Genomic DNA, 25,263 nt, shown 5'->3' with positions numbered 1-25,263 from the left:
TTATTAGAAAAGAAGTTCTCTAAATTTAATTTCTTAGGTAACATATAATCTATACTTTCATTGAATAGCCAAATTCTTATGCTAAAAATTAGTTAAAAGAGTATAACATTTAGCCTTTAAGCTTATATCCTCAGAATATGGCTATTCCCTATCATTGATTTTACTTTAATTTACGGCGGATAAAAGCTAGAGAAAATTATTTACTTTGCAGCAACTTCCACGTAAAGGCCATACCATGAAAGATTACAAAAAATATTTCATCATACCAGCAGATCCGGCGGAGGTTTACTTAGCTTTAACCAATCCGGCCACTATACAGCTTTGGTCTGGCGAAACTGCCGAAATGAGTACCGAGCCTGATTCGGAATTTCAGTTATTTGATGGAAGCATAGCGGGCAAAAACCTGGCGTTTGAAGAAAACAACAAAATAGTACAGGAGTGGTATTTCGGGGAACAAGAAGAGCCTTCCGTAGTTACCATTAAACTGCACCCCCACAAAAACGGTACCTCCGCCGAACTAAGACATACGAATATTCCCGACGAAGCTTTTCCGGATATTACCGAAGGCTGGGAAAAGGTTTACTTTGGTAACCTGATTGCTTTTTACGAAGAAGAATAAGTATCATCGGATTAACAGTAACGTTCTTCTATTCCAAAGGCTTAACGCACCCTTACACTTCACGTCCATTCTTCTCAGTTTCCCGGGCCTACAAGTTGCGCCTCCCTTACTCTTTTTCGATACCGTTGAAGCGCTAGAACTATATTTTCAATATATACAACAACTTCTATAAGGTAAAAAAAAGTAAATATTGTAATTTTTCAATATTTTAAGAATTATTTTTGGAAGTTGTAATAGCTCTGTTAATTTTGTACTAATTCAATAACAATGAAAAACAGTTAGCTTAATTTTATATGAAAAATTTAGTCCCTTTTCTCATCCTAATTATTTTATCTTCTTGCGCTGCTAATAAAAGAGGCGGTTACCACCGGCTACCACCGCTCGAAAACCGTTTTGGACGCCAAATTTACTGGAAGAAAGAAAGATCGCACGGCCAAATTAACCCTAAGAAGAACACGATTGCTATTTACGAAGTATCCGAAGGGTAGCAGGTATAATACAATCAATTATATAACTTTAAAAATATTAATTATAACATATATTTACTCCGATAGCATAGCACATTTTTAACTTTACCCCGAAAAATATATTCCGGCGGCAAGAAATTATACAGCTAGTAGTAAATGCTTTCTTTTCAGATGTTCGAAACGAGTTTTCTTGTTTGTTCTTCTTTGAAAAAATGCTTGAAAAACTACTCTGCGAAACATCTTTATTAAGATCATACTCCTAGATTTGGCGGAGGATTGATTTATATATCTTTGATCCTAAAAATTAATTAGTAAAGATTAGTCAAGGATTTTAGAAAACAATGGTTTAGAATGCAGGATAGTAATGGGAACCGGATATTAAACCATGTAATGACATACTCGATGGATATGATTTGTACCATCGATGTAGCAGCAAGATTTATTCAGGTGAGTGCGGGTTTTAGCCAGTTGCTTGACTATGGGCGCGAAGAGATGGAAGGGCAGTTCGTCAGGAATTTTATACATCCTGACGATCCTGGAAAAATTTTAGAAACTCCACCATTTATAAATACCGTAAAATCAACTACCAGTTTTGAAGGCTGTTACCTTCATAAAAACGGGCAAAAGGTAACTTTGCTTTGGTCGGTAGTGTGGTCGGAAGTGGAGGCGCTTTATTTCTGTATAGCACGCGACACCAGTTGCCAGAGAGCGGCCGCCGAAGAATTACCCCAGCGAAAAGAACTGCTCCATTTAACACTGGCCCACGGAGCAGATATGCTGGCTTTGCTGGATGAAAACGGCCATTACCTTTACGTAGACGGCACCGCTGTAGAAAATTTAGGCTACCAACCAGAACAGTTCATCGGCCTTAATTCCTTCCAACTTATTCATCCTGCAGATTTATCTAAAGTTCAGGAAATATTTACATCCATTAAAAGAACGCAGGCGGCCGCTAAAATCAGCGATTTTCGCATAAAAACAGCCGGCGGGCAGTACCGGTGGGTAGAAACCACTATCAGTAACCAATTGCATAACCCTGCTATTCGGGCAATATTTATTAGTACCCGCGACATAACCGAGCGGAAAGAGGCGCAGCTAAAACTAGAGCAAAGCGAGCAACGGTTTCGTAGTTTGTTCGAAAATAACCCGGATATCGTATTCTTTCTGAATGAAGCCGGCATTATACTGGATGCAAATCCAGCATTCCTTTCTTTTGCCAATAAGCAAAAAGAGGAGGTTGTAAATTATTCTTTATATGATTTCCTGCCGCCCGAAGTACTGCCCCTAATCAAACAAAAACACGAGGAAGCCTTTTCGGGCAAAAAGGTTTGCTTTGATATAGACATAAATCTCGAAAATCTGGGCCCAAAAGTACTGAGCATCGTAAAAGTACCGCTGGTAGCAGGCAGCAGCGTAGAGGCCCTGCACGTGGTAATTAAAGATATTACGGAAGTTACCCAAGCGCACAGAATTATAGAACAGCACGCCCAAAGGCTAAACACTATTTTTGAAAGTATTACGGATGCTTTTTGTACCTTAGATAAAGACTGGAACTTTACCTACACCAACAGTGAATTTGACCGGGTGCTGCAAATAAAGCGGCACGAATACCTGAGCAAGAATATTTGGGCAGTATATCCGGAAGAGGTACAGGGAATATTTTATCAGCAATACCACCAGGCAATTGCAACCGGTAAATCCGTTCATTTTGAAGCTTACCTGCAGAAGTGTAATATTTGCCTGGAAGTAAAAGCTTATCCTTCCGAAGAAGGTTTATCAATTTATTTTAATGATATTACCGAAAAGATAGTTGCCAGAAAGGAACTGGAAAAGCTGTCGTTGATAGCCAATAAAACCTTTAACAGTACCATTATTACAGATGCGGCCGGGCGAGCGGAATGGGTAAATGAAGGTTTTACCCGTAATACCGGCTACACCCTAAGCGAACTAATCGGCAGAAAACCCGGAGACCTGCTGCGTGGTACCGAAACCGACACAGAAGAACTCCGGAGAATACAGGAGAAACTCAAGGCTGGCGTTCCATTTAATTCCACTCTTCTCAATTACAAAAAAACGGGAGAGCCTTTCTGGGTTTCTATGGATATCAGCCCGGTTTTTGACGAGGCTGGCAATATAACCCAGTACATTGCCATTCATAAAGATATTACCGCCCAGAAAGAGGCAGAAGCCAACCTGGTAAAAATGAGCCGGGATCTGTACCAGCAAAACCGGGATCTGCAACAGTTTACTTATATTATATCGCACAACCTGCGCGCCCCCGTAGCCAATGCTTTAGGGCTCTCGAAAATACTAACGGGTATAGAAAAAGAATCAACTGAATTCGATACTTCTTTAAATTATTTGCAGGAAAGCATCTTCCGGCTGGATGATGTTCTGAAAGACATAAACCTGATATTATCGGTTCGGGATAGAAAAGATGTAATAGAAAAAGAAAGCTTAAATCTGGCAGCTGTATGCCGGCAAGCCCTGGAAGATTTGCAGCAGCCTTTGCGCCAATGCCATGGTTTAATTAACCTGGCTATACCAGAGGCGCACCAAGTGCAGGCCAATCGGGCGTATATTTATAGTATTTTCTATAACCTGCTTTCCAACGCCATAAAATATCGCGCCGCAACGCGTACGCTCCAGATTAAAATACAGGCTTCGGTAAATGCCCAGGGCGCAACCATCATCCAAATTTCTGATAATGGATCCGGTTTCGACACGAAGAAAGCAGGAGATAATATTTTTAAACTCTATAAAAGGTTTCACGAAAACAGAGAAGGCAAAGGCCTGGGTTTGTTTCTCGTTAAATCGCACGTCGAGGCCATGGCCGGAAGAATTGCAGTAGCGAGTCAGGTAGATGTTGGCACCACTTTTACGATTTATTTAAATGAATAAAATATGAAAACCTTTATTATTGACGATGATTATATCAGTATTTATCTGACTAAGCATGCGCTAAGAGAAGCAGGAACGCCGGGGGATATTTTTTCTTTTCTTTCGGCCCAGGAAGCCCTTACTACTATATTACAGGCCAAGCCTGAAAATATTCCCGATATTATTTTTCTGGATTTAAACATGCCGGGCATGAGCGGCTGGCAATTTCTGGAGGCACTGGCCCCTTACAAAAATAGATTATTAGACAAATGTCAGATTCACATCCTTACTTCTTCACTGGATCTGGCTGATATGGCTAGATCAGAAGAGTTCGAGATAGTTTCGGGTTTCATCCACAAAACCATCGATCAGGCTAATATCAAGGCTATTATTGCGCAAATAGAAGAACAGGCCGGATTAGAAAAATTTACAGCCGGGTAACGCCGAAACATTAGTACTTCTACTGCTTATTCTACTCTCATTTAAGCAGGCCTTATTTCTATTATTCAGTTTCCTAGTTTTATTAAGCAACCCTATAGCGTAATTATTTACCTTTTAATTATTTCTTTTTCCTAAATGCGCTGGCATAATCATCTGCCGAAGGCGGGACTTTGTATCCTGATATCTTTTAGCTAGAAGACAGTTTCTTACATAACCATATTTAAAGTTTGTTGCCCCATTAATCCTGACACAGCCAGGACTGAACAGCAAATTTTATTTAGAAATAAACCATTACATCCAACAGCAAAACTTACCCCGCCAATCAGGCCGGGTTATTAGCAAAACCATAATTTATTTAACTTAACGCTTGCGTAAGCAGACGCCCAATCGACTTTAACCCTTCTTAATAAGAATATTTATTACTGAATATCGCTTATAATTGCAGCTATGCCGGAAGTTATTGATGCTCTGAAAATATTGGTGAATGCTATCCATCCTGTACCGGAAGCAGACTGGGCGGCGTTTAAGCAAATTTGGCAGCCATTTCGGGCTAAACGCAAAGAAATTATTACATCGGTCGGAGAGAAAGAAAAGTACCTGTACTTTGTGGCCGAAGGCGTACAACGGGTATATTACTTTGATGACCAAAACCGGGAAGCAACGCTGGTTTTTAGCTATGCACCTTCATTTGGAGGCGTGCTCGATGCACTGCTGCTGCAACAGCCCTCGCGGTACTATTTCGAAACCCTTACACCCTCTATATTTCTGCGGGCAGCTTTCCCCGACCTGCAAGGAGTAATGCATACCCATCCTATAATCGAAACTATGGTACGGATAGGTATTACGCATTCATTGTCTGGTTTGCTGGAAAGACTCGTGGAACTGCAGTGTTACTCCTCGGAAGAGAAGTTCCGGAAGTTGTTGCAGCGCAGCCCGCATATTCTGCAACTGGTGCCGCACAAATATTTAGCTAATTATTTAGGTATCGAGGCTACTAATTTCAGTAAGTTAATTAATAAGGTAAAGCTCTAAAATCTTGGTAATTACCAAGAATAATATTTGGGCCAGGCCCCACCTTTGTGTTGTACTTAAATCTAAAGCAACATGAAAACACAAAAAACTTTACGCTTAGTCTCACAGGGCTTTATTTTATTATCGGCCGTTAGTTTGTTATCGGTAAGTTTAATGGCTTTTGCCAATCCGCAATCGGTAATGGATTTGGTGGCCGTGCAGTTAAATAACACAGATGCCTTTAGTTCTATCCGGGGCGTATACGGTGGGGTAGGATTAACCTTGTTTATTACCTTAATTTATATGCTGCGGCAAAACTTCCGGAAAGGCTTGGCATTTTTATGCCTGCTCTGGGGCTTTTACGCGGCTTCGCGGCTAATCACTATTTTTGCCGAAGGGCCGCTGGGTGCATTTGGCACGCAATGGCTAATTACCGAATCTGTTTTTTTCCTAGTGGCTTTTGTGCTGTATTTGGTTAGTAAAAGCGCTGTAACCGTTAAAACTGTAAACTAACATGAAACCGGTAAACCAGGAGCAGTTTTTAAACCAGCTCGAAAACAAAGTGGAAACTCATCTGGAGGAAGCCATTCGGGTTTTTCAGAATACCCGGGAAGAAACTTTGCTGCACCCGGCCGCTAACGGCGGCTGGAGCATTGCCCAGTGTTTAGATCACCTGAATAGTTATGGCCACTATTATTTACCTTACATCCAAAAGGGGTTAAACCAAAGCCCAACACAACCGCTAACCAGCACTTTTAAAAGCTCCTGGCTGGGAAATTATTTTACCCGGCTTATGGACCCTACAACCGGCACCAAAAAACAGAAAGCTGCTAAAATACACCTGCCGGCTCCTGACCTGGATGCTCACTTAGTAGTAGCAACCTTTATCCAGCAGCAGGAAACTTTATTAACTTACCTGAAAAAAGCCCAACAGGCCGATTTAAATAAAGTTAAAATTCCGGTCTCTATTCTGAAATGGATAAAACTAAACATAGGCGATGTGCTGCAGTTTCTGATTGCCCACAACGAACGGCACTTATTACAAGCCAAAAGAAACCTGGTAGAAATTACTACTGCGGTTACCGCCGAAAAAGTTTAACCCATTCTACTGGAAAGCACCACCTATTAATATTAAATATGACGAGACCAGCCACCCGGGTTGAGGCAACTAAATAGTTACCTTAAACCAGGTGGTTGGCCCAGCGTATAAAATATTTTACTCCGCCTACCTTTCCTTGCTTTAGCGCTTACCGAACTTTAATCCGGGGGTATTCGTTTTCTATTATCTTCCGGCCACAAAAAAGTTTAACCCCGGAAGCATTAACTGATAACCCCATATGCGTAATATAAAAAAACAAAAAAATTTGGCGGATATTCCCATATCGGTGCTCGATTTGGTACCCATACTGGAAGGTAAAACGGCCGCAGATTCTTTCCGGAACAGTTTAGATTTGGCGCAACACGCCGAGAAATTTGGGTATACGCGTTATTGGCTGGCCGAACACCATAACATGCCGGGAATTGCCAGCTCGGCTACCTCTATTTTAATTGGCTTTATTGCCGGCGGCACTTCTACTATTCGGGTAGGCTCCGGTGGCATTATGCTGCCCAACCATGCCCCGCTGGTAATAGCCGAACAATTTGGTACCCTGGCCTCTTTGTACCCCAACCGGATTGATTTGGGCCTGGGCCGCGCTCCTGGCACCGACCAGCTAACAGCTATGGCCCTGCGCCGCGATTTACGCAATGCCGGTAACGATTTCCCGGAAAATGTAGCTGAGCTAAGAACTTATTTATCCGCGGAAAACAGTGCGGCGGCGGTACGCGCCGTGCCCGGCGAAGGCTTAAATATTCCGGTCTGGTTACTGGGTTCCAGCACTTTCGGGGCGCAAATGGCGGGTATATTGGGTTTACCTTATGCTTTTGCCAGTCATTTTGCGCCTACTTATTTGCAGGCCGCCTTACAGGTTTACCGCGATAGCTTTATTCCTTCCGAAACCCTGCAAGAGCCTTATGCGATGGCGTGTGTAAATGCCATAGCCGCCGATACCGACGAAGAAGCGCACCATTTGGCTACCAGCTTGTATGCTTCTTTCTTAAATGTTATCCGGGGCAAATCCAAAATGCTGCAGCCACCGGTAGCCGATATTAATGAGATCTGGGATGCTTCGGAAGCTTATTCGGTGCACCAGATGCTGCGGTATTCGTTTATTGGCGACCCGGCTACGGTAAAAGAAAAAATGCAAACTTTCCTGAACGATACCCAGGTAGATGAATTGATGATCAGCTCTCATATTTATGACCACACAGCCCGGGTGCGATCTTATGAATTAGTTGCCGCGCTGCAACAGGAAAAGAAAGCCGAGTTGGTAAATTAATTCACCCATATTCTGATTATTTAACCAGGCTTATCTTCAGGTTATTGGCCAGAGCAGTCCGGAACAGCAGTTTCCGGACTGCTCTTTTATTTAAGGCCTTATTCTGCAAAACCTAAAATTGTTTCTGAAAGAACTTTAACCATTAACGATATGCTGTAGTCTGTGGAAAATCAGCATCAAGTTACCAGGTAAATAGAGCTTATAAGCTGCCGCAAGCCGGCGGCCACTATTCGAAGAATAATAGTATATTTTTATTCCCGGCTGATATTTTAAAGATTGCCTGCACCTTACTGAGTTAATCTCGTTTAGGTATACATTAATCTTACATTTATGAAAATCAGGGCCATTATTACGGGTGCTACCGGCATGGTAGGAGAGGGTGTTTTACACGAATGCTTGGCGCATCCCGATGTAGAACACGTACTGGTTATCAACCGAAAACCCGTTGGCCTGGAGCACCCCAAACTGAAAGAAATTATTCACGCAGACTTCCTGAATTTATCGCCAATAGAAGCACAGTTACAAAATTACAATGCCTGCTTTTTTTGCTTAGGGGTTTCGTCGGTGGGCATGAAGGAAGCAGAATACCACCACTTAACCTACGACCTTACCTTGCATGTGGCCCAAACATTGGCTGGGTTAAACCCCGATATGGTTTTCTGTTACGTATCAGGTGCCGGCACCGATAGCACCGAGCACGGCCGCAGCATGTGGGCCCGGATTAAAGGCAAGACCGAGAACCATATTCGGCAATTACCTTTTAAAGCAACATATATGTTCCGGCCGGCCTATATTCACCCTATTCGGGGGCTAAAAAACACGAAAAAATATTACGCTACTTTCATGTGGCTTTACCCCGCGTTACGGCGTTTTTTGCCCAAGTATGCATCTACGCTGCAAGAGGTAAGCCGGGCTATGATAAACGTTGTTTTAAAAGGGTACGAAAAGTCCGTACTGGAAGTACCTGATATAAATAAGCTGGCTAAAACTTAATAAATTTTGCTTTGGTATTCTAAGTAGTAAACCGCTTCTACTTTTTGTCAACACAACCATTCGGCTGAAAATAAGATCTGCCCGCTCCCAGAAATTATTTCTTACTATTCATTACAATTAACGCGCGCAGAGAATCCATTCTATTTAGGCTTTTAACAATAAAAGATAGAAAAAACCGGTCCATTTAGAAATATTGAAATTTTACTTCCACTAGCTTAAAGTTTTTTAGTAAAAGAAGCTTTTTTAGGCATTTGTTACTTTACCGTTCCTCTGTTTTAGTATTCGCCAATTTAAATATAAATATTACCTATATTTTAGATAATATCTATTTATTTTAAAATACCACTAATTAACTCCTTAATATTTTGAGTAATTCGTAATAAGCTTGTAGATTTGTTACAAATTAAATATTACGATTATGAAAAACACCATATTATCTGCGCTTTTAATGCTAGTTGTGTCATTTGGTGCATTTGCCGGCAACGGTACCGATAACGGAGAAGAAAAAGTATCTGGCTATACCAAATCAAATTTTAACTATCAGTTCAACGGAGCTGAAAATGTAACTTGGGCTTCTTCCGCCAGATTTCAGAAAGCTACCTTTACCAAAGAAGGAAAAACCTTAACTGCGTTCTATAACAACCAGAACGAATTAGTTGGTACTACTCAGGTTATTCAAATTACAGAATTATCGCCGGTTGCTATTAAGAACCTGGTAAAGAGCTACCCTAATTACCAAATGGGCGAAATTATTAAATACAGCGGTAACGAAGAGGTTTATTACGTAAACCTTAAAAACGAATCAAAAAATTTCTTAGTAGAAATTACACCTGATATGAATGTGCAGTTTTTTAAAACAATTAAATAACGCACAAAAATTTCCCTGTTTTCTTTCATCCTTACCGGTTGCCGCCGGTAAGGATTTTTTTTGTTCTTTAGCGGTGTTTAGAGTCACCCTTAGCCGGCCGACCCCGCCGGCCACCAGCCACCGCAGTTGTTTTTCTGGCAGGGGAGGTAGTATTTCTCCCTTCTGGTTTACGGCCAGGTGCCGCACTTTTAGTTCTTCCGCGGGTACCTGCCCCCGGACTGCGCTTGCTGTTGGTTGCAGCCGCACGGGCCGGCCGGTTAACACTGCCGGGCGCTTTTGGTGCACGGCTTCGGGCCGGAAAGTCTTCCTCTAAATAATCTTCCTCCCGTTTAGTTGCCGCACTGCTCTTGCCGGATTTACCAGATAATATTTTCTTTAAAGTTTCTACTTCGGCTTCGGTAAGGATGCGCCAAAGCCCGGTTTGTAATTTAGCTGGGGTAAAGCTGGCAATCCGTACCCGTTGCAAATGGGTTACCTTATAACCTAAAGCTTCGCACATGCGCTTCAGGTGGTGGTTCATGCCCGGTTCCAGCACCATTCTGAAACGGTTAGCCACTTCTTTGGCCACAAAAGCTTTTTTCCGGATAACACCCGGCACGGGCGCACTACCTTCACTGAGGCGCGTCAGAAACTCACCGGTAATCGGTTTATCTACCGTTACCACGTATTCTTTCTCGAAGCGGGTATCGGCTTTGGTCATTTTGCGGGCTAGTTCGGTATCATTGCTTAAAAACATCAGGCCTTCGGCTTCGCGCTCTAAGTGGCCAATGGGTAGCAGCGTTGCCGGATAATTCAACGCACTGATTATGTTATTCCGTACCGAAACATCAGTAGTAGTAGCAATGCCGGCCGGCTTATTAAACAATAAAAAAACAATTTCCTCTTCCCGCACGTGCAGCAATTCGTCGTCTACCCGCACCTTGTCTTTGGGACCAACTTTGGCACCCGCATCCGGCATTTTACCATTAATTGTAACGCGGCCTTCTTCTATCAAACGGTCGGCTTCGCGGCGGGAACAAAAACCCGCATCACTGATATATTTATTTAATCTTTTTGGTTCCATAGGTGTTAGGCGCAAGAATCCGAAACTTAGCCGGAACTAATATTTTACCGGAGCTACTATTTTTAAACGTGGGTTAAGACAAAAAGTGAACTACTCAGGTTCGGTAATAAGGTTAAAATTAACTCTTCTTAATTCAGTCGCCAAAGGTACGCATACCAATCTGGTTTAACCGACAAACCTGAAACAAATAACCAGTACCGGATGAAAACAACTATTATTTTCCGGCAGGATAAGAAGTATGCTTTCGTACCCGAAAACCGGTTATTAGCTAATTATAGGCCAGGCATCAGATTACGTTTATATTATCAGCCTTATTAACCAGGGTGGTTCTTGTTAAGAATAAAGCTTACCAGATTATTTCCTGCTGAATGCCGATATTGGCTTTACCCCGCGCTACCTTTTTACGATCAACTTTGGGCGGAACTACTTTCGGTATGATAGCGCTACCGGCGATGGTATAAACCGGCGTTTCTGCATACCGCGAAGCCACTATTACTTCAGTGCCAGCCGCATGGGTGGTAAATAAATCGCTTACCAGGTTAGGGCAATTATTATTTTTAGAAAGGTGCGCCAACAACAAGTGGCTCATGTGGGCCGGCTTGTAGGCCGTAAATAAATTCAGAGCCTGGGCGTTAGATAAGTGGCCTTTGTCGCTGCGGATGCGCCGCTTCAGGTGATACGGGTAATAACCGTTATCCAGCATCTCATCGTCGTAATTGGCTTCCAGAAAAGCCGCGTGGCAATCGCTGAAATGGTTAATCAGGTTATCGCAGGGGGTACCAATGTCCGTAAATATGCCCACTTTGGTATCGTGGCAGGTAACTACAAAGCTATGCGGGTCGGCGGCATCATGAAATTTTGGAAAAGCCGTGACCGTAAGCGTACCGATTTGTACCGGCTGGTCCGCCATAAACGGCATTACCAAATTTTGCTGCAGGTCCAGGCGACCGTAGTGCAACGTTTGGGGGGTAATATAAACCGGTAGCTGGTATTTTGTAGATAACACCGATAAACCCCTAATGTGGTCGGAATGCTCGTGCGAAATAAAAATAGCTTTAACTTTGCTCATGCACAACCCCAGCCGCTTCATGCGCTTCTCAGTTTCGCGGCACGATATACCGGCATCTACCAGAATAGCTTCCTGCTCGTTGCCAATGTAGTAGCAATTACCATTACTCCCGGAATTTAATGAGGTGATAAATAGTGGCATAAGTAAATACAAAGAAACCGGTTTTTAACCAATTATTCAACCGGTTGCAAAACAGTATATCGTTTAACAGATCGCTAACGTAGCCCGGTTCCTGTTTTATAGATATTATTGGCATCACCTTGATAATTAACCGGATTAAATGTTGGCTATCAATATTTGCTGGCTTTACCAAACCCGGCGCCTCTGGGTAACTTCATTTAAACGCACCCGTTATAAAACCAAATGAGCCGCGCTTTTGTAAAAGAAGATGATGCGGGAGAACCCCCGATAATTCCGCCCCGGGCAGCTTTGCCGCCGGGTACTCCCAATTACGTTACCCCACAGGGATTGGCACAACTCCGCGCCGAACTAACGGATTTAGAAACGGTGCGCACCCGCACCGAAGCCAACCGGGAAGACGAGGCTAACCGCACCCGGCAACTCACCATCCTGAACGGCCAGCTTAGTGCGCTCACCAGCCGCTTAGCCAGTGCCAAAGTAGTAGATCCCCGCAGCCAACCTCCTAACGAAGTACGTTTTGGCGCAACGGTTACCCTACGCACCCGCAGCGGCAGTAAAAACCAGGAGCGGCGCTTTACCATTGTGGGCGTAGATGAAGCCTCCATAGCAGATGGAAAAGTAGCTTTTGTAGCCCCTATTGCCCGGGCAGTTTTGGGAGCCCGGCTGGGCCAAAAGGTAACTTTGCGGCTGGGCCGCGTTGAAGAAATAGCCGAAGTAGTAAATATTACCTACGAATCTTAACCGGCAACACCGAAATTTAGGCGGCTAGTCTGAATACTTAATTCAGACGGAATTAAATTTAGATATTCTATTCCTCCGTTTATATTTGCCGGGGTAATCTAAGGTTCGCTTCCTATGAAAAATGAACTCTCTGCTTTAGAAAAATTAGCTGCTTATAATTACTGGGCCAATAATCAGCTGCTGCAGCATTTAGAAAATATTCCTGTTGACATTCCAGCTACTGCGCTGCAGTTGTTCAGCCACCTTGTAAATGCGCAGGTTATCTGGCTGAGTCGCCTCGAAAATATTCCAATTTTATTACCGCTCTTCGAAGTGCACACATTAAGCCAATGCCGGGAACTCCACGAAACCACCTCGGAACAATTGCAGGAATACGCAACGCTTAACCAACCGGAACTAGAAGTAGAAGTTATTTACACCAACACCAAAGGCGAAGATTTTTCTACGTCTGTGCAGGACATTTTATTGCAAGTGTTTAACCACGGCACGTACCACCGGGCGCAGGTTGCCCGCGACCTCCGCCAGCACAACCTGGAACCCATAAACACCGATTACATTACTTACGTCCGGAGTAAATAAGAAATTGTATTGGGATTAATACTGCGGGCCTGTTATCCCATTTTTCTGTGTTTATCAGAAATTACAGATCTGCTCATTAACAGAGCTATTGGGCTATTAACTATATTAAAACAAAAAGGAGCTTCTCGCGAAACTCCTTTCTGTTTTTGGTTTAAAATTATACCAATATTAAATTACTGGTGCGCTTTATCAAATGTTACCTAAATATTTTTCTATAGCGGCCAGAGGCCGGAAGAAGAGGACAGGGGCGAGGACGCCCGCGCCATGTACCGCCCTTTGCTTCATCTCTTTCAGCACAGAATTGAAGTAATAGGTATTATCTGTTATTTAAATCTACCGGGCCTATCTCGGTAATATTATCATTGGTTACTGTTACGGTTTTGGTTTCCTTTAATTTGTAGGGAGCAGTAGCGGTAAACTCTACATTATACGTACCAGCACTAATGCCTTTAATAATAAAATCGCCGGTAGCCGCATCGGTAAAGCCGCCCGCAATGGTATCGTTAGCGGCAGTTAATACCAGAATTCCCGGCTTTGCCTCGGCCGGTGTTACTTTACCCCTTATACCGCCTTTAATAGCTAAAGTATTGGTCCGGATTACCGGTTTTAAATTATACTGACCGGTGTTCCCGCGGGGCACCACTGATTTGGCCGCATCAAAGTCCAAAAGAATTTCATAAGTAACATCGGCTTTCAGGTCCTGGTTTATCTGTAATTTCAACCCAGAAGTTTGTCCGCTTGGTGTATTCAGGGCTATAGTACGGCCATCTTTTAGCACCAGCGTATTGTTGTTGCCTAATTTAAGGCGGATCTGGGAAATAGAACCGGCGGGTAAATCGGCGCTGGCCAGCAGAAGCTGACGCCCGTTAGAAAGACTAAGCAGGTTTATAACGCCAGGCTTCAATAAGGTAAGTGCTTCCCAGCTAGCTTCCGCATCAGTAGTTTGCCGGTTAATTTCCACGCCAATAACATCCACATTAACTGCCGCATAATCGCCGGGTGCATCTGTTAAGCTTATTTTTAATTTAGCCGAACCATTTTCGCTGCTTTTATCGCAGGAAGAAAACCCTAGTAAGGCCAGAAAAGCAAATGGAAGCAAATGTTTAATCTTCATTTAATTGTATTAAGTTAAGTTGTAAAATATATCTTGTGATTTAAATATTAAGTTCAGGCAATTACTCCTACTTTCCTTCTCCGATTTAATTTGCGTAACAGAAGCGAAATCAGCAGGCAAAAATTTTACTTACGATTGACGGTAACGGGCTTTCAAATATATATAGCAAATTGTTTATATTTAAAAATTCGCCTTCTCTCTTTTATATAGTTATACTACTTTATTAATATAATCTAATATCATAGCTGTTACTCTATTGCATTATTCCATTTATATATACATTAACAAATATATTGCCAAAAATATATAAGTTAACCGACAGGCAGAATAAAGGCGGCGTAAACAAGACTAACACTACCTTACAAATATGTCCTACAAAGAATAAATTATCTGATTGCAAGTATCTGATAATTAGTTTCGGGTGAAAACACCCTGAAACGGCGGCCAAGCAGCTCCACAAATAAACCTTTATAAAGCACCAGCAATTTGGATCAACCAACTTATAGATAAAAAAAAGCCCCCGTTAAAGAGCGGAGGCTTTATTATAAATAGTTTAATCTTCTATTGTTTCACCGAGTCGGGTTGGGGTTGGGTTTCGGTGGGGGTGGTGGCTGGTTTAGACTTGTTGCGGTTAAACAAAGAGTTAAGTTTTTCAGAAGCTTGTTTTTTTAGGCGTGCTTCTGCTTCCAGGCGTTTCTTTTCTATTTCGGCCTGCACCTTGGCTTCGGTTTCGGTGCGTTTGCGATCCAGTTCGGCGCGGAGACTATCCTCTACCACCTGCTTCTTGGCTTTCAAATCTGCTTTGGCATCGCCGAGTTTGGCCTGTACCACATCCTGCACCAAATCTTTGGCCTGCGCTTTCGCGCTACCGCCCGATAAAGCTACTTTGGGAGCCATTAGGGTACCGCCAATATTTAAATTTAAAGTAACCCGTTCGGTGCCTTTTATGTCTTTCAGGCCGGTGAGCGAAGTAAGTTTAGCATTGAGGGCATTACCTAATTTGCCGGTGGGTACATCCAGAGCGGTAACATAAGCAATATCACCGTTAATATTATTCGTGCCGCCTATCGTCATCTTTATATCGCGTACTTGAACATCAAACGGTTTTACCACCAGGTTACCGCCCACTATTTCGGCGCCGAAATCTTTGTTTTCGATTATTAAATTCCGGACTTCATCAAGATTAGTTACTTCGCTAATTCTTTCCAGCACTTTTACGTTGGTTACGACAGCCTTAATAACCTCTACTACGCCTTTACCGGTTAGCGTGCTGAACACCGGCATCATATCTTTCCCCAGCTCTCCCGAAAAGTTAAAGTCCGTAGAAAACTGTCCATCGAGTAAGCGCGCAATGGGTGCCAGCGCTTTAACCGTATTAAAAGCATTGTAAGCCGATTTGAAATCGAGGTTATTAATATCCAGCCCCATGGTAAATAGCGGGCGCTGCAGATTCTGGGTATTATAAGAGCCGGAGGTTACGAAACTACCCCCCAATGTATTAAATGCAACCCGCTCCAGGCGGGCAATCCGATCTTTAATAATAACGGTACCACGGGTATTATTCAGTTTCAGGTTGCTGTAGATTACTTCTTTTACCGAGGTATTCAGCACAAAGTCAACATCGGCCGGCACTTCTACCACACCTTCGGTCGGAGAGCTGGTTGGCTTACCAGAATATTCGTCCACCATCCATTCGTTCACATCAAAATGGTTAGAGCTCAGGTTTAGCGTGCCGCGCATGGGCTGGTTTTCTGAAAACAGGTAACCCATATAATTAGAGATGGTACCGTTTACCTGCACATCGCTTTTTCCTACCGTGCCGTTCAGTTGCTGCACGTTGATTTTTTCGTTGTTAAACTGCACCTGGGCCTGGTTTACTTTCATGCCTTGAGGCAAATCTTTGCTCACGTAAGTAAGGTTGTTTACCTGCATGTTGCCGCTGGCGGTCAGGTTGTCGTAGCGGCCGGCTTCCACGTCGGTCATTTTACCTTTCGCGGCTACATTGGCGTTAATACGGCCGGTTACGGTCATATCGTCGAGGGGGAATATTTTGGTAATCTTGGTCAAATCCAAAACACCTTTTATTTGTGCATCAAATGCCGGTTTGTCAATATCCTGGATAGTTACCCGACCCTGCAGCGGCTCGCCGTCCAGCAGCATGTTAAACCGATCTACCACAATGCGGGTATCGTTGGTGTTGCCGGTGGTGTTGCTCACGGTAGAGGAGAAGTTCAGATTCTGGATGGGCGCCGGAAAATCTTTTGACTTCACATAGCCGTTGGCTAAGTGCAGGCGGGCGCTCATAACGGGCATTTGGGTTTTGCTGTAAGTACCTTTCGCGGTGCCATCCATGTTTAGCAAACCACGCAAGGTCATGCCTTCCACCGGGAAAACCTTGGTCATCTCGGTCAGGTTGATATTAGCTTTTACATTGCCGTCTACCTGCATCGGCTCCAGGCCGTTTATGGCAATGCGGGCATCTACCGGGTTTTTGCCTAAATCCAGGTGAAATTTGTTTATAAGTATTTTGGTGTTGTTTACAATACCGCTAGAATTATCTACCTGCATATCTACGTTAATATTGGTAGCGGCCTGCGGCAGATCCGGGTATTTAAAACGGCCATCGGTTACTTTTAAATCAATGCCAAAGCCCGGTGTCGAAACTTCATTAGAACGTCCTTTCAGGTAGCCATTAAAAGCCATTCTACCTTCTGTTTGTACCTCCTTAAACTTCTCGGTAAACATCCCCGGCACAATGGAAAGAATATTTTTAAAGTCGGTTTCGGCCGCTTTAAAGGTCAGGTCCAGATCAATATTTTCCGTCGGCATAGCAATCGTTCCATCAAAGCCAAACGGAAACTCATTGATCCGGATTTTATTTTCTTTGAATGTATAGAGGGCCTTGTTTAAATCCATCGCCAGGGTTACATCGGCATCCAGCAGCGTGTTTTCTAAATAATTAACACCGCCGTAGGTCATGGTAAAGCCATCGGCGGTAGTCTGAGATTTCAGGTCAAAAATATTCTGCTCAAAATCGCCGCTGCCGGTATGGTTTACGTGATGCGCCACCAGGCCCATAGGCAAGCTTAAATCTTCGTAAACCAGCGTGCCGTTTTTAATTTCCCAGCCTTTAATAGCCATTTTAAATTCGCTGGCCGTAGTATCGGTGGGTGCCTGGGTCGTATCGGTTTTAAAAATATCCCAGTTGGCTTTACCGCTTTTGAGCACTACCAGCTTAATGCGCGGATTTTCCAGGTTAATAGATTTCACCCTAAGTTCATCGCCGGATATAACGCTCATTAAATCCAGGCCCATGCTGAAAGCAGGCAGAGCCGCTAACGTGTCACGCTGAAAAGAATCCTGACCAATTACGGTTAAATTATTTACGGTTAAAGACAGATTAGGAAAGTTGCGGAACAAACTCAGGTCTACATCTTCGGTTTTATAAATAACCTTCGCGGCTATATTTTTTTCTATTTGTTTATCCAGCACCTGCTTTACTTTATCCTGAAACAGATAAGGCAGCAAAGCGGCTGCGGCAATAAGTACCACTAAAAATACAGCGATACCAATTATTAATTTTTTCATGGCACTATTAATTAAGTACTATATTTAAATAGCGAATTTAGGCTAATTTTATTGCCTGATTACGTACTCCCCCAAATTTAATACGCAGGATTATACCGAACCGGGCATAAAGACGTTTGGAAAGGCAAGCCCAAATTATTTTGGCTTTACCTGCGAAAGCTTACTTTTGGGAAATAATATGCAGTTAAAATATATCCAAATATTATGCCTGTTTAGCTGGCTGCCCTTTTCCGGCCTGGCCCAGGATCTGCATTTTACCCAACAATATGCCAATCGCCTGCACCTGAACCCCGCTTATGCCGGGCTGCATGCCGATTACAGCGCCGCTTTTACTTACCGCAACCAGTGGCCTAAGTTGCAGGGTGCTTTTGTTACCAACCAGTTTGCCGGCTATTACCGTCTTAAAAACCAGCAATCCTCCCTGGGGCTGATAGTTTCTAACGATAAGGCCGGTGAGGGCGGGTTAGCCAAATTTCAGGTAGGCGGCCAATACGCTTACCAATCTATTTTAAGCGAAAAGCTGGCCTTTAGTTTGGGCATGCAACTCAGTTACGGCTCGCAGCGTCTCGATTATACCCGCCTTACTTTTGGCGACCAGCTCAATGACGACGGAACGGTTAACCCGAATTCGCAGGAACTAAACTTTTACGACCCGGTGCGGTATATTAGCGTGGCCACGGGTGGCGTGCTTTACAATAATAATTTTTGGGTTAGCTTAGCCGGCCACCACCTGAACCGACCCGTAATTGGTTTTAACGATGCATCGGCTTACTTACCTGGAAAAGTTATTTTAAATACGGGCTATAAATTTACGCTAAAAACGTACTATTATTTGAACAAACCGTACGAGTGGAGCGTTACACCCAGCGTTACATATACCCAGCAGGGACCCTTTAAAAAAAGTGATATTGCATTGTATACTACTTATACGCCTTTTACGTTTGGTCTATTATACAGGGGCTTACCCTTGTTGAGCAATTATGCGTATGATCAGTCGGTAAGTTTTCTGGCAGGTATAGCCTTAGCCTCGTGGCGGATTGGTTACAGTTATGATGTTCCGTTGTCGCCGTTCGGAACCCGGAACGGAGGAGCACACGAAATATCATTATCTTTTGAAAAGGTAGATTATAACAAAATATTTAAAAAGCGGGTATCCGGAAAAAATTATAAAAGAATACCTTTGCCGGGTGTCTAATTTTTGATATAATTGCGAATTATATTGATAATATTATTAATTTTGTCCAAACAGGTAATGAATAAATATTTATGAATTTTTTAAAGTACGTAACCTATGCTGCTGCAGGCATTATGCTAATGGCATCCTGTAACAAACGTGGCAATCCCACCAGTACCGATCCTGGCCGGGCAAGTACCAAAACCGGTATCGAATACAACGAGGAGGAAGGTTTCCAGGTAGCGGATTATGCCGATATGCCGGAAGGTCCGGGTCTTATATTTATTGAAGGCGGTCGTACTACCTTAGGTTCCAGCGAAGAAGACGTAGCCATGACCCGTGACAACATAGAGCGAACGGTAACTATTGCCTCTTTCTTTATGGACGAAACAGAGGTATCCAACATTCACTGGTTGGAATATTTAATGTTCGTAAAAAGAGATTCGGCTGAAGAATTTTATCGCTCAGCTTTACCCGACACTACGGTTTGGGAAAGGGAGCTTTCTTTTAACGACCCTTATAAACTTTATTACCTGCGTTACCCAGGCTTCCGTTTTTACCCGGTGGTAGGGGTTAGCTGGGAACAAGCCAACGATTACTGCTTGTGGCGTTCGGCCAAGGTTAACGAAAAATTAGCTTCCGGTGGCACTTCCGGCGGCAAACGTAAATTTGGTATTTTTGGTAAAAGAAAACAGGCTGCCGGTGCCGAAGCACCTGCCGAAGCTGGTAGTGGAACTTCTATCGAATCTGGTATGCTTTTACCTAATTACCGTCTCCCAACCGAAGCCGAATGGGAATACGCTGCCCAGGCGATGATTGGTACGCAATTAGATGAAGATGAAAACCAGGCCAACCGCCGGATTTATCCTTGGGATGGTCACCAATTACGCAACCCTTATGGCAAAAAGCAAGGTCAGTTCCTGGCCAACTTTAAGCGGGGCCGAGGCGACTACGCCGGTATTGCCGGTAGTTTAAATGATGGTGCGATGATTACCGAATATGTTTACTCTTATCCGCCAAACGACTTTGGTTTATATAACATGGCGGGTAACGTAAACGAGTGGGTACAAGATGTTTACCGTCCGCTTTCCTTCCAGGATGTAGAAGACCTGAACCCGGTTCGTCGGGCAGGTGGTACCACCGACCCGGCCAAAGATTATGCGTCTGGTGCTGAAGGTGGTTTCCAATCTTTAATTACCGACGAAGTGCGCGTTTACAAAGGCGGTTCCTGGAAAGATGTAGCTTACTGGTTATCGCCAGGTACCCGTCGTTTCATGAAACAAGATTCTGCTACTTCTACTATTGGGTTCCGTTGCGCCATGATTAACACTGGCTCGAACAGATAATAACTTAAGTATTATATAAGGAGAAGCCTGAACCATATTGGTTCAGGCTTTTTTGTTTTAGAACTTATCCAAAAACTTCAATAGCTATACGGCTGTATCTGCTATTAAAAATTTAGTAAAGTTCAGCAGCTAATTTCAAGGTTCTGGATAGTAGCTATTCTGCTTAAAACTATAGTCTATCCGAGCGGCCACCATCTACCTGGAGCATAGCCCCCTGCACAAAGGCGGCATCATCGGAGGCCAGGTAAGCAATCGTGGCGGCTACATCTTCCGGTTTTCCTACGTTGGTCCGGTCTATTTTTTCGATACCGGCTTTTACATTTGGGTTTTCCCAGAGCATAGGGGTATCGATGGCACCCGGTAATATAGCATTAACCCGGATGCCTTTGGGTTTGCCTTCTATGGCCGACGACCGGGTAAAAGATAATAAAGCAGCTTTGGCAGCGGCATAGGGGGCCACCATAGGGGTGGTTTCAATGGCGTGGATACTGGAAACATTCACAATCCGGCCGCCAGCTTCCATGTGCCGAAAAGCATATTTGGTAAAGTAAAAAGCGCCCAGCAAATCTACCGTTAGTATCCGGAGCCAATCCTCGCCGGTCTGGTCTTCAATAGGTTTAAAGAGCATTAAACCAGCATTATTTACAACTACATCCAGCCTATCAAATTGCTCGATAGCTCCTAAGACAGAGGCTTTAACCTGCTCTTCTGCGCCTACATCACAGAGGCTGGCCCACACGGCCGGGGCCCCGGCGGCTTTTACTTCCGGTTCGGCAGTCTTTAAATTTTGCTGGTTAAAATCGGCTAAAACCAGCCGCGCCCCTTCCGAAGCAAATCTTTTGGCGGTAGCCAGGCCTATGCCGCTGGCCCCGCCGGTAACAATAACTACCTGGTCTTTAAATCTCATGCGCTTACAATTTAAGAATTAGCCGGTGCATTGGTAGAAGCATCTTTACGGGCTTTTGCCTGCCGGATATTTTTCAGGCCCACTTCTTCATCGTATTCTTTGGGCAATACCACCGGTACCCGTAAGCAAATACTTTGTGTGGGCAGCACTTCGCGCCAATCCCGGATTAACTGCTGATACGCAGTACCTACCGGCCGGATGTTGCGGTCTAAATCGTATAAACCCAGCGGATTGACGTTACCGTTGTTTTCTCGTAAGGCCGAATCCCAATCTACCTGGTCTATTAAAGAATACCAGGTAAATCCCAGAATAGGCATACCGTCGTTGCGGACACGAAGCACATTCGCCCATTGTTTTTTTAACCAGTTTACAGCTTCATCGCCATTAGGCCCCTGGTTCAGATTGGTTTCGGTGTGCATAATCGGTAGCTGGTAGCGGTTGTAATATTGCGACGTGATAACATGATAACCGAATATTTCGCCGGCAGCCCAGGTACGGCCATCCGCCGCTACCCGGTGTTCGTTTGTTACGTAATAATCATTGCCCATAATACAGTGGCGCTTTAGTTTATTATGCAAAAAGAAATGGTATTCTTCCCTGGTCATACCGTTATCCATCAAATATTCGTACATCTCCGAATCTACCCGCCGCCCATAATTCAAATCTAAGGAGAGAAACCGTTTAACATTCATAATCTCGGCCGGACCTATAGCGCGGGGATTTTCGGCATGAAAATATTCCGAAGATTCGCTTTGTATAAAAATAGCATCGGGCCGCACTTCCAGAATGGCCCGCATGGCCAGTACATTGGCTTTTACAATATGCTTGAGGGCCGTTACGTAAGACTGGTCAGTAGTGAGTTGTTCATTCCACCAACCGTACTTGGCCGAAAAAAGGGCACAAATATACATTTCGTTTACCGGCGTATAAAGCTGCACCCACGGGAAACGAGCCGCAAATGCTCGGGCATAGCTTGCGAATAAGTTTGGGAAATCCGGATTCTGAAAATTTTCTATCCAGTCGGGCACCCCAAAATGACACAAATCCACAATCGGCACCAGGTCGCGGTGGTATAATTCGGTAAAGGTTTCATCGGCAAAAGACCAGTCGTAGTAGTTATGCCCCAAAAAAGTTTGGTGGATAGGCGGGCCATAACGCAGAAAGGTTATACCTAACTCCTGCACCAAATCGAAATCTTTTCGCCAATGCGTATAGTGACCACACTTCTCTAACTCATCCATCCGGTATTTTCCATTTTGTATGGTCGGCGCACTGTTCTCAATGCCGGTAGCAAACATAAATCCGGGAGTTATTTGGTTGGTCATCATAGTGGGTTCAGACAAATAAGGAAATTATAGGAACGTTTAAAAGAGTTCCGGCACCTGGTAATAAAAAGACTTTCGGTTAAAACAAAGCAACTTGTGTCAACTATTAAAGTTTGTATTTAGCCATACGATATTTATACTAATTTGCCTATTGAATAAATTATAAGGAATAATTTAAAGCTCTGAAAAGGCGAAATATTCTTATAAATATTTTCCCCTCCTGGTAGATTACTGTTAGGAGCTGCTGCACAGAGCTACAGAAAGCAATTATTACAAGGAGAAAATAATTTTAAATCTGGTACGGAATGGTTAAGCTGCCGCAATCGTACAAACATTAACTTCAGCACAACCGGCTTTTAATAAAGTTAAACCACAAGCCTCCAACGTAGCGCCCGTGGTAATAACATCATCAACCAGCAAAATTTTTTTATTCTGAATAAGTCCTGGGCTTATTACCTGAAACACTTCCGCTACGTTCTCCCAGCGTTCGGGCCGGCTTTTATGGGTTTGCGAAGAAGTATACTGGGTGCGTTTAAGTACCTGGTTGCTCCAGGGCAAATCTAAAGCGGCAGCCAAACCCATCGCAAAACTATCGGATTGATTATAGCCCCGTTGCCTTCTTTTGCGGGCATGTAATGGTACCGGTACTATTAATTCAAAGGCCTGGGCGTAACCACTCTCACGTAAAGTATGGCCGTACCAGCTACCCAGCAATTCGCCGACTTCCTGCACACCCCGGTATTTAAGCGCGTGCAGTAATCGTTGGGTACGTCCCGCCCGGTTAAAGTACAAGTAAGCCAATACATGCTGCATGGGTACTTTTCCAAAAAACCTGACCGAAAGTGGATTTAACTCCGGCGGTTGCAGGTGTACGTTGGTATAGGGCAATTTCAGGCGGCAATGCGTGCATACCAACTCTTCGCCGGTGGCCAGTGTTCTTTCGCAGGCCTGGCAAAACTCCGGGAATAATAACATCAGGAAGTCAGAGAAAATATTTTTTAACGCGGCCGGCATAGGTGGTTTAAGCAACTTATGAGTAACTTTATTGTTTAGTTATACCTCAACTTTCATTAAAATTTATATACATGAACCAGGTACAGGAGTTTAACGATTATCGCAGCCGCATGAACGAAAAAATTATGGCCGCGGATAACAAAGTAATAAAACGGTTTTTTAACCTCGATACGAATGCTTATCAGGAAGGCGCCCTGAATGTGAAAACAAAAGAAATGCTGGGGCTGGCCTGCTCTATGGTTTTGCGCTGCGATGACTGCATTAAATACCATCTGGGTAAATGCATGGAATGTGGCCTCACCGACGACGAAGTTTACGAGGTATTTGCCATTGCCAATTTAATCGGCGGCTCTATTGTTATTCCGCATTTCCGGCGGGCCGTAGAATATTGGGAAGAATTGAAAACTGCATAAACGGAGCTTATGGAATTTGAAAAAAGCGAAGATTTTGAAGCCCGTTGGTTGGAATTATTGCGGAGCCTGCGGGCCCGTTTTGGGAAAGAACTTCATTTAAATGGTATTTTATTTTTAATTGGCGTGCAGGAACTGGGCCAGGGCATCAGCGAATTTACCAAAGAACAAAAGCAGGATTTAATGCACATTGCCACCTGCAAATTATTCAGCCTTTCGGGTTATTACGAGTTCGACAAGATAGATGAAGATGGCTGGCCGCACTACAAAGCAGTAAAACCTATTCCCAGCGCCAATTTAAAAGAACAGGAACGTATGCTGAAATGGCATATTTTAGAATATTTCGACAGAGAAGACTAGATTTATGAAAATTATCAGTTACAACGTTAACGGCATCCGGTCGGCTATTAGCAAAGGCTTTTTAGATTGGGTACAGGCGGCTAACCCCGATGTGTTGTGTTTACAGGAAATTAAATGCTGCGAAGACAAACTGGATAAAGCCGCTTTTGAGGCCTTAGGTTATCACGCTTATATTCATCCGGCCGTTAAAAAAGGCTACAGCGGCGTGGCTACTTTTACGAAGGAAAAACCCATGGCTGCTACCGTTGGCTGCGGCAACAATCTTTACGACTGCGAAGGCCGCGTATTACGACTCGATTTTCCGGAATATTCGGTATTAAACGTGTATATGCCATCCGGCTCCAGCGGCGATTTGCGTCAGGAATTTAAAATGCGCTGGCTCGATTTTTTTCTGCAATATGTAGAGGAAGTACGCCGCCAGGTGCCCGGCCTGGTTATCTGCGGCGATTATAATATTTGTCACCAGGCCATCGATATTCATAATCCAAAGTCTAATGCCAACAGTTCCGGCTTTTTACCCGAGGAGCGCAGCTGGTTTACCCATTTCCTGTCGCATGGCTACATCGACTCGTTCCGGCACCTGAACGCCGAGCCCCATAATTATACCTGGTGGAGTTACCGCGCCGGCGCCCGTGGTAAGAACCTGGGCTGGCGTATCGACTACGCAGTGGTCACGGATAACTTACAGGAAAAATTAAAACGGGCAGCTATTTTACCCGAAGCCAAACACTCGGATCATTGTCCGGTTTTAGTGGAAATAAGTTAGAAAATTTAT

General features: G+C 43.8%; 24 protein-coding genes. 17 read left to right on the top strand and 7 right to left on the bottom strand.

Annotated features, from left to right (window positions below; all coding sequences use genetic code 11):
• Positions 1 to 205: 205 nt before the first annotated feature.
• From AAE02nite_RS10090 to AAE02nite_RS10045, 10 genes are all read left to right on the top strand, one after another.
• Positions 206 to 619, top strand: a complete 414-nt coding sequence (locus AAE02nite_RS10090) for an SRPBCC domain-containing protein (RefSeq protein WP_246150925.1) — start codon at positions 206 to 208, stop codon at positions 617 to 619.
• Between the two features lie 293 nt (positions 620 to 912).
• Positions 913 to 1,107: a hypothetical protein gene (locus AAE02nite_RS10085; RefSeq protein ID WP_146897598.1), complete on the top strand. Its 195-nt coding sequence runs from the start codon at positions 913 to 915 to the stop codon at positions 1,105 to 1,107.
• 330 nt (positions 1,108 to 1,437) lie between these two features.
• Entirely contained in the window at positions 1,438 to 3,987 is a 2,550-nt protein-coding gene (locus AAE02nite_RS10080; RefSeq protein ID WP_146897597.1) for a PAS domain S-box protein, read from the top strand.
• A 3-nt stretch (positions 3,988 to 3,990) separates the two neighbouring features.
• Positions 3,991 to 4,407, top strand: coding sequence for a response regulator (locus AAE02nite_RS10075; protein WP_146897596.1), 417 nt, complete (start codon positions 3,991 to 3,993; stop codon positions 4,405 to 4,407).
• Positions 4,408 to 4,854: 447 nt separating this feature from the next.
• Positions 4,855 to 5,439, top strand: coding sequence for a Crp/Fnr family transcriptional regulator (locus tag AAE02nite_RS10070; RefSeq protein WP_146897595.1), 585 nt, complete (start codon positions 4,855 to 4,857; stop codon positions 5,437 to 5,439).
• A gap of 72 nt (positions 5,440 to 5,511) precedes the next feature.
• Positions 5,512 to 5,931, top strand: coding sequence for a DUF4345 domain-containing protein (locus AAE02nite_RS10065; protein WP_146897594.1), 420 nt, complete (start codon positions 5,512 to 5,514; stop codon positions 5,929 to 5,931).
• A 1-nt stretch (position 5,932) separates the two neighbouring features.
• Positions 5,933 to 6,517: a DinB family protein gene (locus tag AAE02nite_RS10060; RefSeq protein ID WP_146897593.1), complete on the top strand. Its 585-nt coding sequence runs from the start codon at positions 5,933 to 5,935 to the stop codon at positions 6,515 to 6,517.
• 238 nt (positions 6,518 to 6,755) lie between these two features.
• Positions 6,756 to 7,796: an LLM class flavin-dependent oxidoreductase gene (locus AAE02nite_RS10055; RefSeq protein ID WP_146897592.1), complete on the top strand. Its 1,041-nt coding sequence runs from the start codon at positions 6,756 to 6,758 to the stop codon at positions 7,794 to 7,796.
• Between the two features lie 330 nt (positions 7,797 to 8,126).
• Positions 8,127 to 8,789: an NAD-dependent epimerase/dehydratase family protein gene (locus AAE02nite_RS10050; RefSeq protein ID WP_146897591.1), complete on the top strand. Its 663-nt coding sequence runs from the start codon at positions 8,127 to 8,129 to the stop codon at positions 8,787 to 8,789.
• Between the two features lie 418 nt (positions 8,790 to 9,207).
• Positions 9,208 to 9,657, top strand: a complete 450-nt coding sequence (locus tag AAE02nite_RS10045) for a hypothetical protein (protein WP_146897590.1) — start codon at positions 9,208 to 9,210, stop codon at positions 9,655 to 9,657.
• A 67-nt stretch (positions 9,658 to 9,724) separates the two neighbouring features.
• Here the strand turns inward: AAE02nite_RS10045 and AAE02nite_RS10040 are convergent, their stop codons facing one another.
• Positions 9,725 to 10,720 (bottom strand): pseudouridine synthase, encoded by a 996-nt coding sequence (locus AAE02nite_RS10040; RefSeq protein WP_146897589.1) that lies wholly within the window; start codon positions 10,718 to 10,720, stop codon positions 9,725 to 9,727.
• Positions 10,721 to 11,066: 346 nt separating this feature from the next.
• On the bottom strand, positions 11,067 to 11,930 hold the full coding sequence (locus tag AAE02nite_RS10035; RefSeq protein WP_146897588.1) for an MBL fold metallo-hydrolase: 864 nt from the start codon (positions 11,928 to 11,930) through the stop codon (positions 11,067 to 11,069).
• Positions 11,931 to 12,152: 222 nt separating this feature from the next.
• On the opposite strand from AAE02nite_RS10035, the gene AAE02nite_RS10030 reads away from it, so the two are divergent.
• A complete protein-coding gene (locus tag AAE02nite_RS10030) occupies positions 12,153 to 12,671 on the top strand; it encodes a GreA/GreB family elongation factor (protein WP_146897587.1) in 519 nt (172 codons plus the stop codon).
• Positions 12,672 to 12,785: 114 nt separating this feature from the next.
• Entirely contained in the window at positions 12,786 to 13,250 is a 465-nt protein-coding gene (locus tag AAE02nite_RS10025) for a DinB family protein (RefSeq protein ID WP_146897586.1), read from the top strand.
• Positions 13,251 to 13,566: 316 nt separating this feature from the next.
• On the opposite strand, the gene AAE02nite_RS10020 is transcribed toward AAE02nite_RS10025, so the two are convergent.
• Together AAE02nite_RS10020 and AAE02nite_RS10015 are read right to left on the bottom strand one after the other, a co-directional pair.
• Complete coding sequence (locus tag AAE02nite_RS10020) at positions 13,567 to 14,364, bottom strand: DUF4382 domain-containing protein (RefSeq protein WP_146897585.1); 798 nt, start codon at positions 14,362 to 14,364, stop codon at positions 13,567 to 13,569.
• Positions 14,365 to 14,925: 561 nt separating this feature from the next.
• Complete coding sequence (locus tag AAE02nite_RS10015; protein ID WP_146897584.1) at positions 14,926 to 17,952, bottom strand: AsmA family protein; 3,027 nt, start codon at positions 17,950 to 17,952, stop codon at positions 14,926 to 14,928.
• Positions 17,953 to 18,130: 178 nt separating this feature from the next.
• Between AAE02nite_RS10015 and AAE02nite_RS10010 the strand changes: the two genes are divergently transcribed.
• Both AAE02nite_RS10010 and gldJ read left to right on the top strand, forming a co-directional pair.
• Positions 18,131 to 19,147 (top strand): PorP/SprF family type IX secretion system membrane protein, encoded by a 1,017-nt coding sequence (locus tag AAE02nite_RS10010; RefSeq protein ID WP_146897583.1) that lies wholly within the window; start codon positions 18,131 to 18,133, stop codon positions 19,145 to 19,147.
• A gap of 71 nt (positions 19,148 to 19,218) precedes the next feature.
• Positions 19,219 to 20,472, top strand: a complete 1,254-nt coding sequence (gene gldJ, locus AAE02nite_RS10005) for a gliding motility lipoprotein GldJ (protein ID WP_146897582.1) — start codon at positions 19,219 to 19,221, stop codon at positions 20,470 to 20,472.
• Between the two features lie 169 nt (positions 20,473 to 20,641).
• Here gldJ and AAE02nite_RS10000 read toward each other — a convergent pair whose 3' ends face one another.
• The 3 genes from AAE02nite_RS10000 to AAE02nite_RS09990 form a co-directional block, all read right to left on the bottom strand.
• On the bottom strand, positions 20,642 to 21,379 hold the full coding sequence (locus AAE02nite_RS10000) for an SDR family NAD(P)-dependent oxidoreductase (protein ID WP_146897581.1): 738 nt from the start codon (positions 21,377 to 21,379) through the stop codon (positions 20,642 to 20,644).
• An 11-nt stretch (positions 21,380 to 21,390) separates the two neighbouring features.
• The gene (locus AAE02nite_RS09995) at positions 21,391 to 22,707 is read right to left on the bottom strand and encodes a family 1 glycosylhydrolase (RefSeq protein ID WP_246150923.1); all 1,317 of its coding nucleotides are present in this window, start codon (positions 22,705 to 22,707) and stop codon (positions 21,391 to 21,393) included.
• A gap of 306 nt (positions 22,708 to 23,013) precedes the next feature.
• Positions 23,014 to 23,718, bottom strand: coding sequence for a ComF family protein (locus AAE02nite_RS09990; protein ID WP_146897580.1), 705 nt, complete (start codon positions 23,716 to 23,718; stop codon positions 23,014 to 23,016).
• Positions 23,719 to 23,789: 71 nt separating this feature from the next.
• Between AAE02nite_RS09990 and AAE02nite_RS09985 the strand changes: the two genes are divergently transcribed.
• From AAE02nite_RS09985 to AAE02nite_RS09975, 3 genes are read left to right on the top strand one after another with little or no spacing between them, the layout of a single operon-like run.
• Positions 23,790 to 24,131 (top strand): carboxymuconolactone decarboxylase family protein, encoded by a 342-nt coding sequence (locus AAE02nite_RS09985; protein ID WP_146897579.1) that lies wholly within the window; start codon positions 23,790 to 23,792, stop codon positions 24,129 to 24,131.
• A gap of 9 nt (positions 24,132 to 24,140) precedes the next feature.
• Positions 24,141 to 24,488 carry a hypothetical protein gene (locus AAE02nite_RS09980; protein WP_146897578.1) on the top strand — a complete coding sequence of 116 codons (348 nt, stop codon included), beginning with the start codon at positions 24,141 to 24,143 and terminating at the stop codon, positions 24,486 to 24,488.
• Between the two features lie 4 nt (positions 24,489 to 24,492).
• A complete protein-coding gene (locus tag AAE02nite_RS09975; protein WP_146897577.1) occupies positions 24,493 to 25,254 on the top strand; it encodes an exodeoxyribonuclease III in 762 nt (253 codons plus the stop codon).
• Positions 25,255 to 25,263: the final 9 nt, after the last annotated feature.

The organism is Adhaeribacter aerolatus (assembly GCF_007991635.1).
Lineage (GTDB): Bacteria > Bacteroidota > Bacteroidia > Cytophagales > Hymenobacteraceae > Adhaeribacter > Adhaeribacter aerolatus.
This window is presented reverse-complemented; position numbering and strand designations above follow the sequence as displayed.

Excerpts from the sequence above, each read along its gene's own strand:
- AAE02nite_RS10025 (WP_146897586.1), top strand. The coding sequence starts at position 12,786 with ATGAAAAATGAACTCTCTGCTTTAGAAAAATTAGCTGCTTATAATTAC.
- AAE02nite_RS10055 (WP_146897592.1), top strand. The coding sequence starts at position 6,756 with ATGCGTAATATAAAAAAACAAAAAAATTTGGCGGATATTCCCATATCG.
- AAE02nite_RS09990 (WP_146897580.1), bottom strand. The coding sequence starts at position 23,718 with ATGCCGGCCGCGTTAAAAAATATTTTCTCTGACTTCCTGATGTTATTA.
- AAE02nite_RS10035 (WP_146897588.1), bottom strand. The coding sequence starts at position 11,930 with ATGCCACTATTTATCACCTCATTAAATTCCGGGAGTAATGGTAATTGC.
- AAE02nite_RS10075 (WP_146897596.1), top strand. The coding sequence starts at position 3,991 with ATGAAAACCTTTATTATTGACGATGATTATATCAGTATTTATCTGACT.
- gldJ (WP_146897582.1), top strand. The coding sequence starts at position 19,219 with ATGAATTTTTTAAAGTACGTAACCTATGCTGCTGCAGGCATTATGCTA.
- AAE02nite_RS10045 (WP_146897590.1), top strand. The coding sequence starts at position 9,208 with ATGAAAAACACCATATTATCTGCGCTTTTAATGCTAGTTGTGTCATTT.
- AAE02nite_RS10000 (WP_146897581.1), bottom strand. The coding sequence starts at position 21,379 with ATGAGATTTAAAGACCAGGTAGTTATTGTTACCGGCGGGGCCAGCGGC.
- AAE02nite_RS09980 (WP_146897578.1), top strand. The coding sequence starts at position 24,141 with ATGGAATTTGAAAAAAGCGAAGATTTTGAAGCCCGTTGGTTGGAATTA.
- AAE02nite_RS09985 (WP_146897579.1), top strand. The coding sequence starts at position 23,790 with ATGAACCAGGTACAGGAGTTTAACGATTATCGCAGCCGCATGAACGAA.
- AAE02nite_RS10070 (WP_146897595.1), top strand. The coding sequence starts at position 4,855 with ATGCCGGAAGTTATTGATGCTCTGAAAATATTGGTGAATGCTATCCAT.
- AAE02nite_RS10080 (WP_146897597.1), top strand. The coding sequence starts at position 1,438 with ATGCAGGATAGTAATGGGAACCGGATATTAAACCATGTAATGACATAC.
- AAE02nite_RS10065 (WP_146897594.1), top strand. The coding sequence starts at position 5,512 with ATGAAAACACAAAAAACTTTACGCTTAGTCTCACAGGGCTTTATTTTA.
- AAE02nite_RS10030 (WP_146897587.1), top strand. The coding sequence starts at position 12,153 with ATGAGCCGCGCTTTTGTAAAAGAAGATGATGCGGGAGAACCCCCGATA.
- AAE02nite_RS10015 (WP_146897584.1), bottom strand. The coding sequence starts at position 17,952 with ATGAAAAAATTAATAATTGGTATCGCTGTATTTTTAGTGGTACTTATT.
- AAE02nite_RS09995 (WP_246150923.1), bottom strand. The coding sequence starts at position 22,707 with ATGATGACCAACCAAATAACTCCCGGATTTATGTTTGCTACCGGCATT.
- AAE02nite_RS10040 (WP_146897589.1), bottom strand. The coding sequence starts at position 10,720 with ATGGAACCAAAAAGATTAAATAAATATATCAGTGATGCGGGTTTTTGT.
- AAE02nite_RS10085 (WP_146897598.1), top strand. The coding sequence starts at position 913 with ATGAAAAATTTAGTCCCTTTTCTCATCCTAATTATTTTATCTTCTTGC.
- AAE02nite_RS10010 (WP_146897583.1), top strand. The coding sequence starts at position 18,131 with ATGCAGTTAAAATATATCCAAATATTATGCCTGTTTAGCTGGCTGCCC.
- AAE02nite_RS10020 (WP_146897585.1), bottom strand. The coding sequence starts at position 14,364 with ATGAAGATTAAACATTTGCTTCCATTTGCTTTTCTGGCCTTACTAGGG.
- AAE02nite_RS10060 (WP_146897593.1), top strand. The coding sequence starts at position 5,933 with ATGAAACCGGTAAACCAGGAGCAGTTTTTAAACCAGCTCGAAAACAAA.
- AAE02nite_RS10050 (WP_146897591.1), top strand. The coding sequence starts at position 8,127 with ATGAAAATCAGGGCCATTATTACGGGTGCTACCGGCATGGTAGGAGAG.
- AAE02nite_RS09975 (WP_146897577.1), top strand. The coding sequence starts at position 24,493 with ATGAAAATTATCAGTTACAACGTTAACGGCATCCGGTCGGCTATTAGC.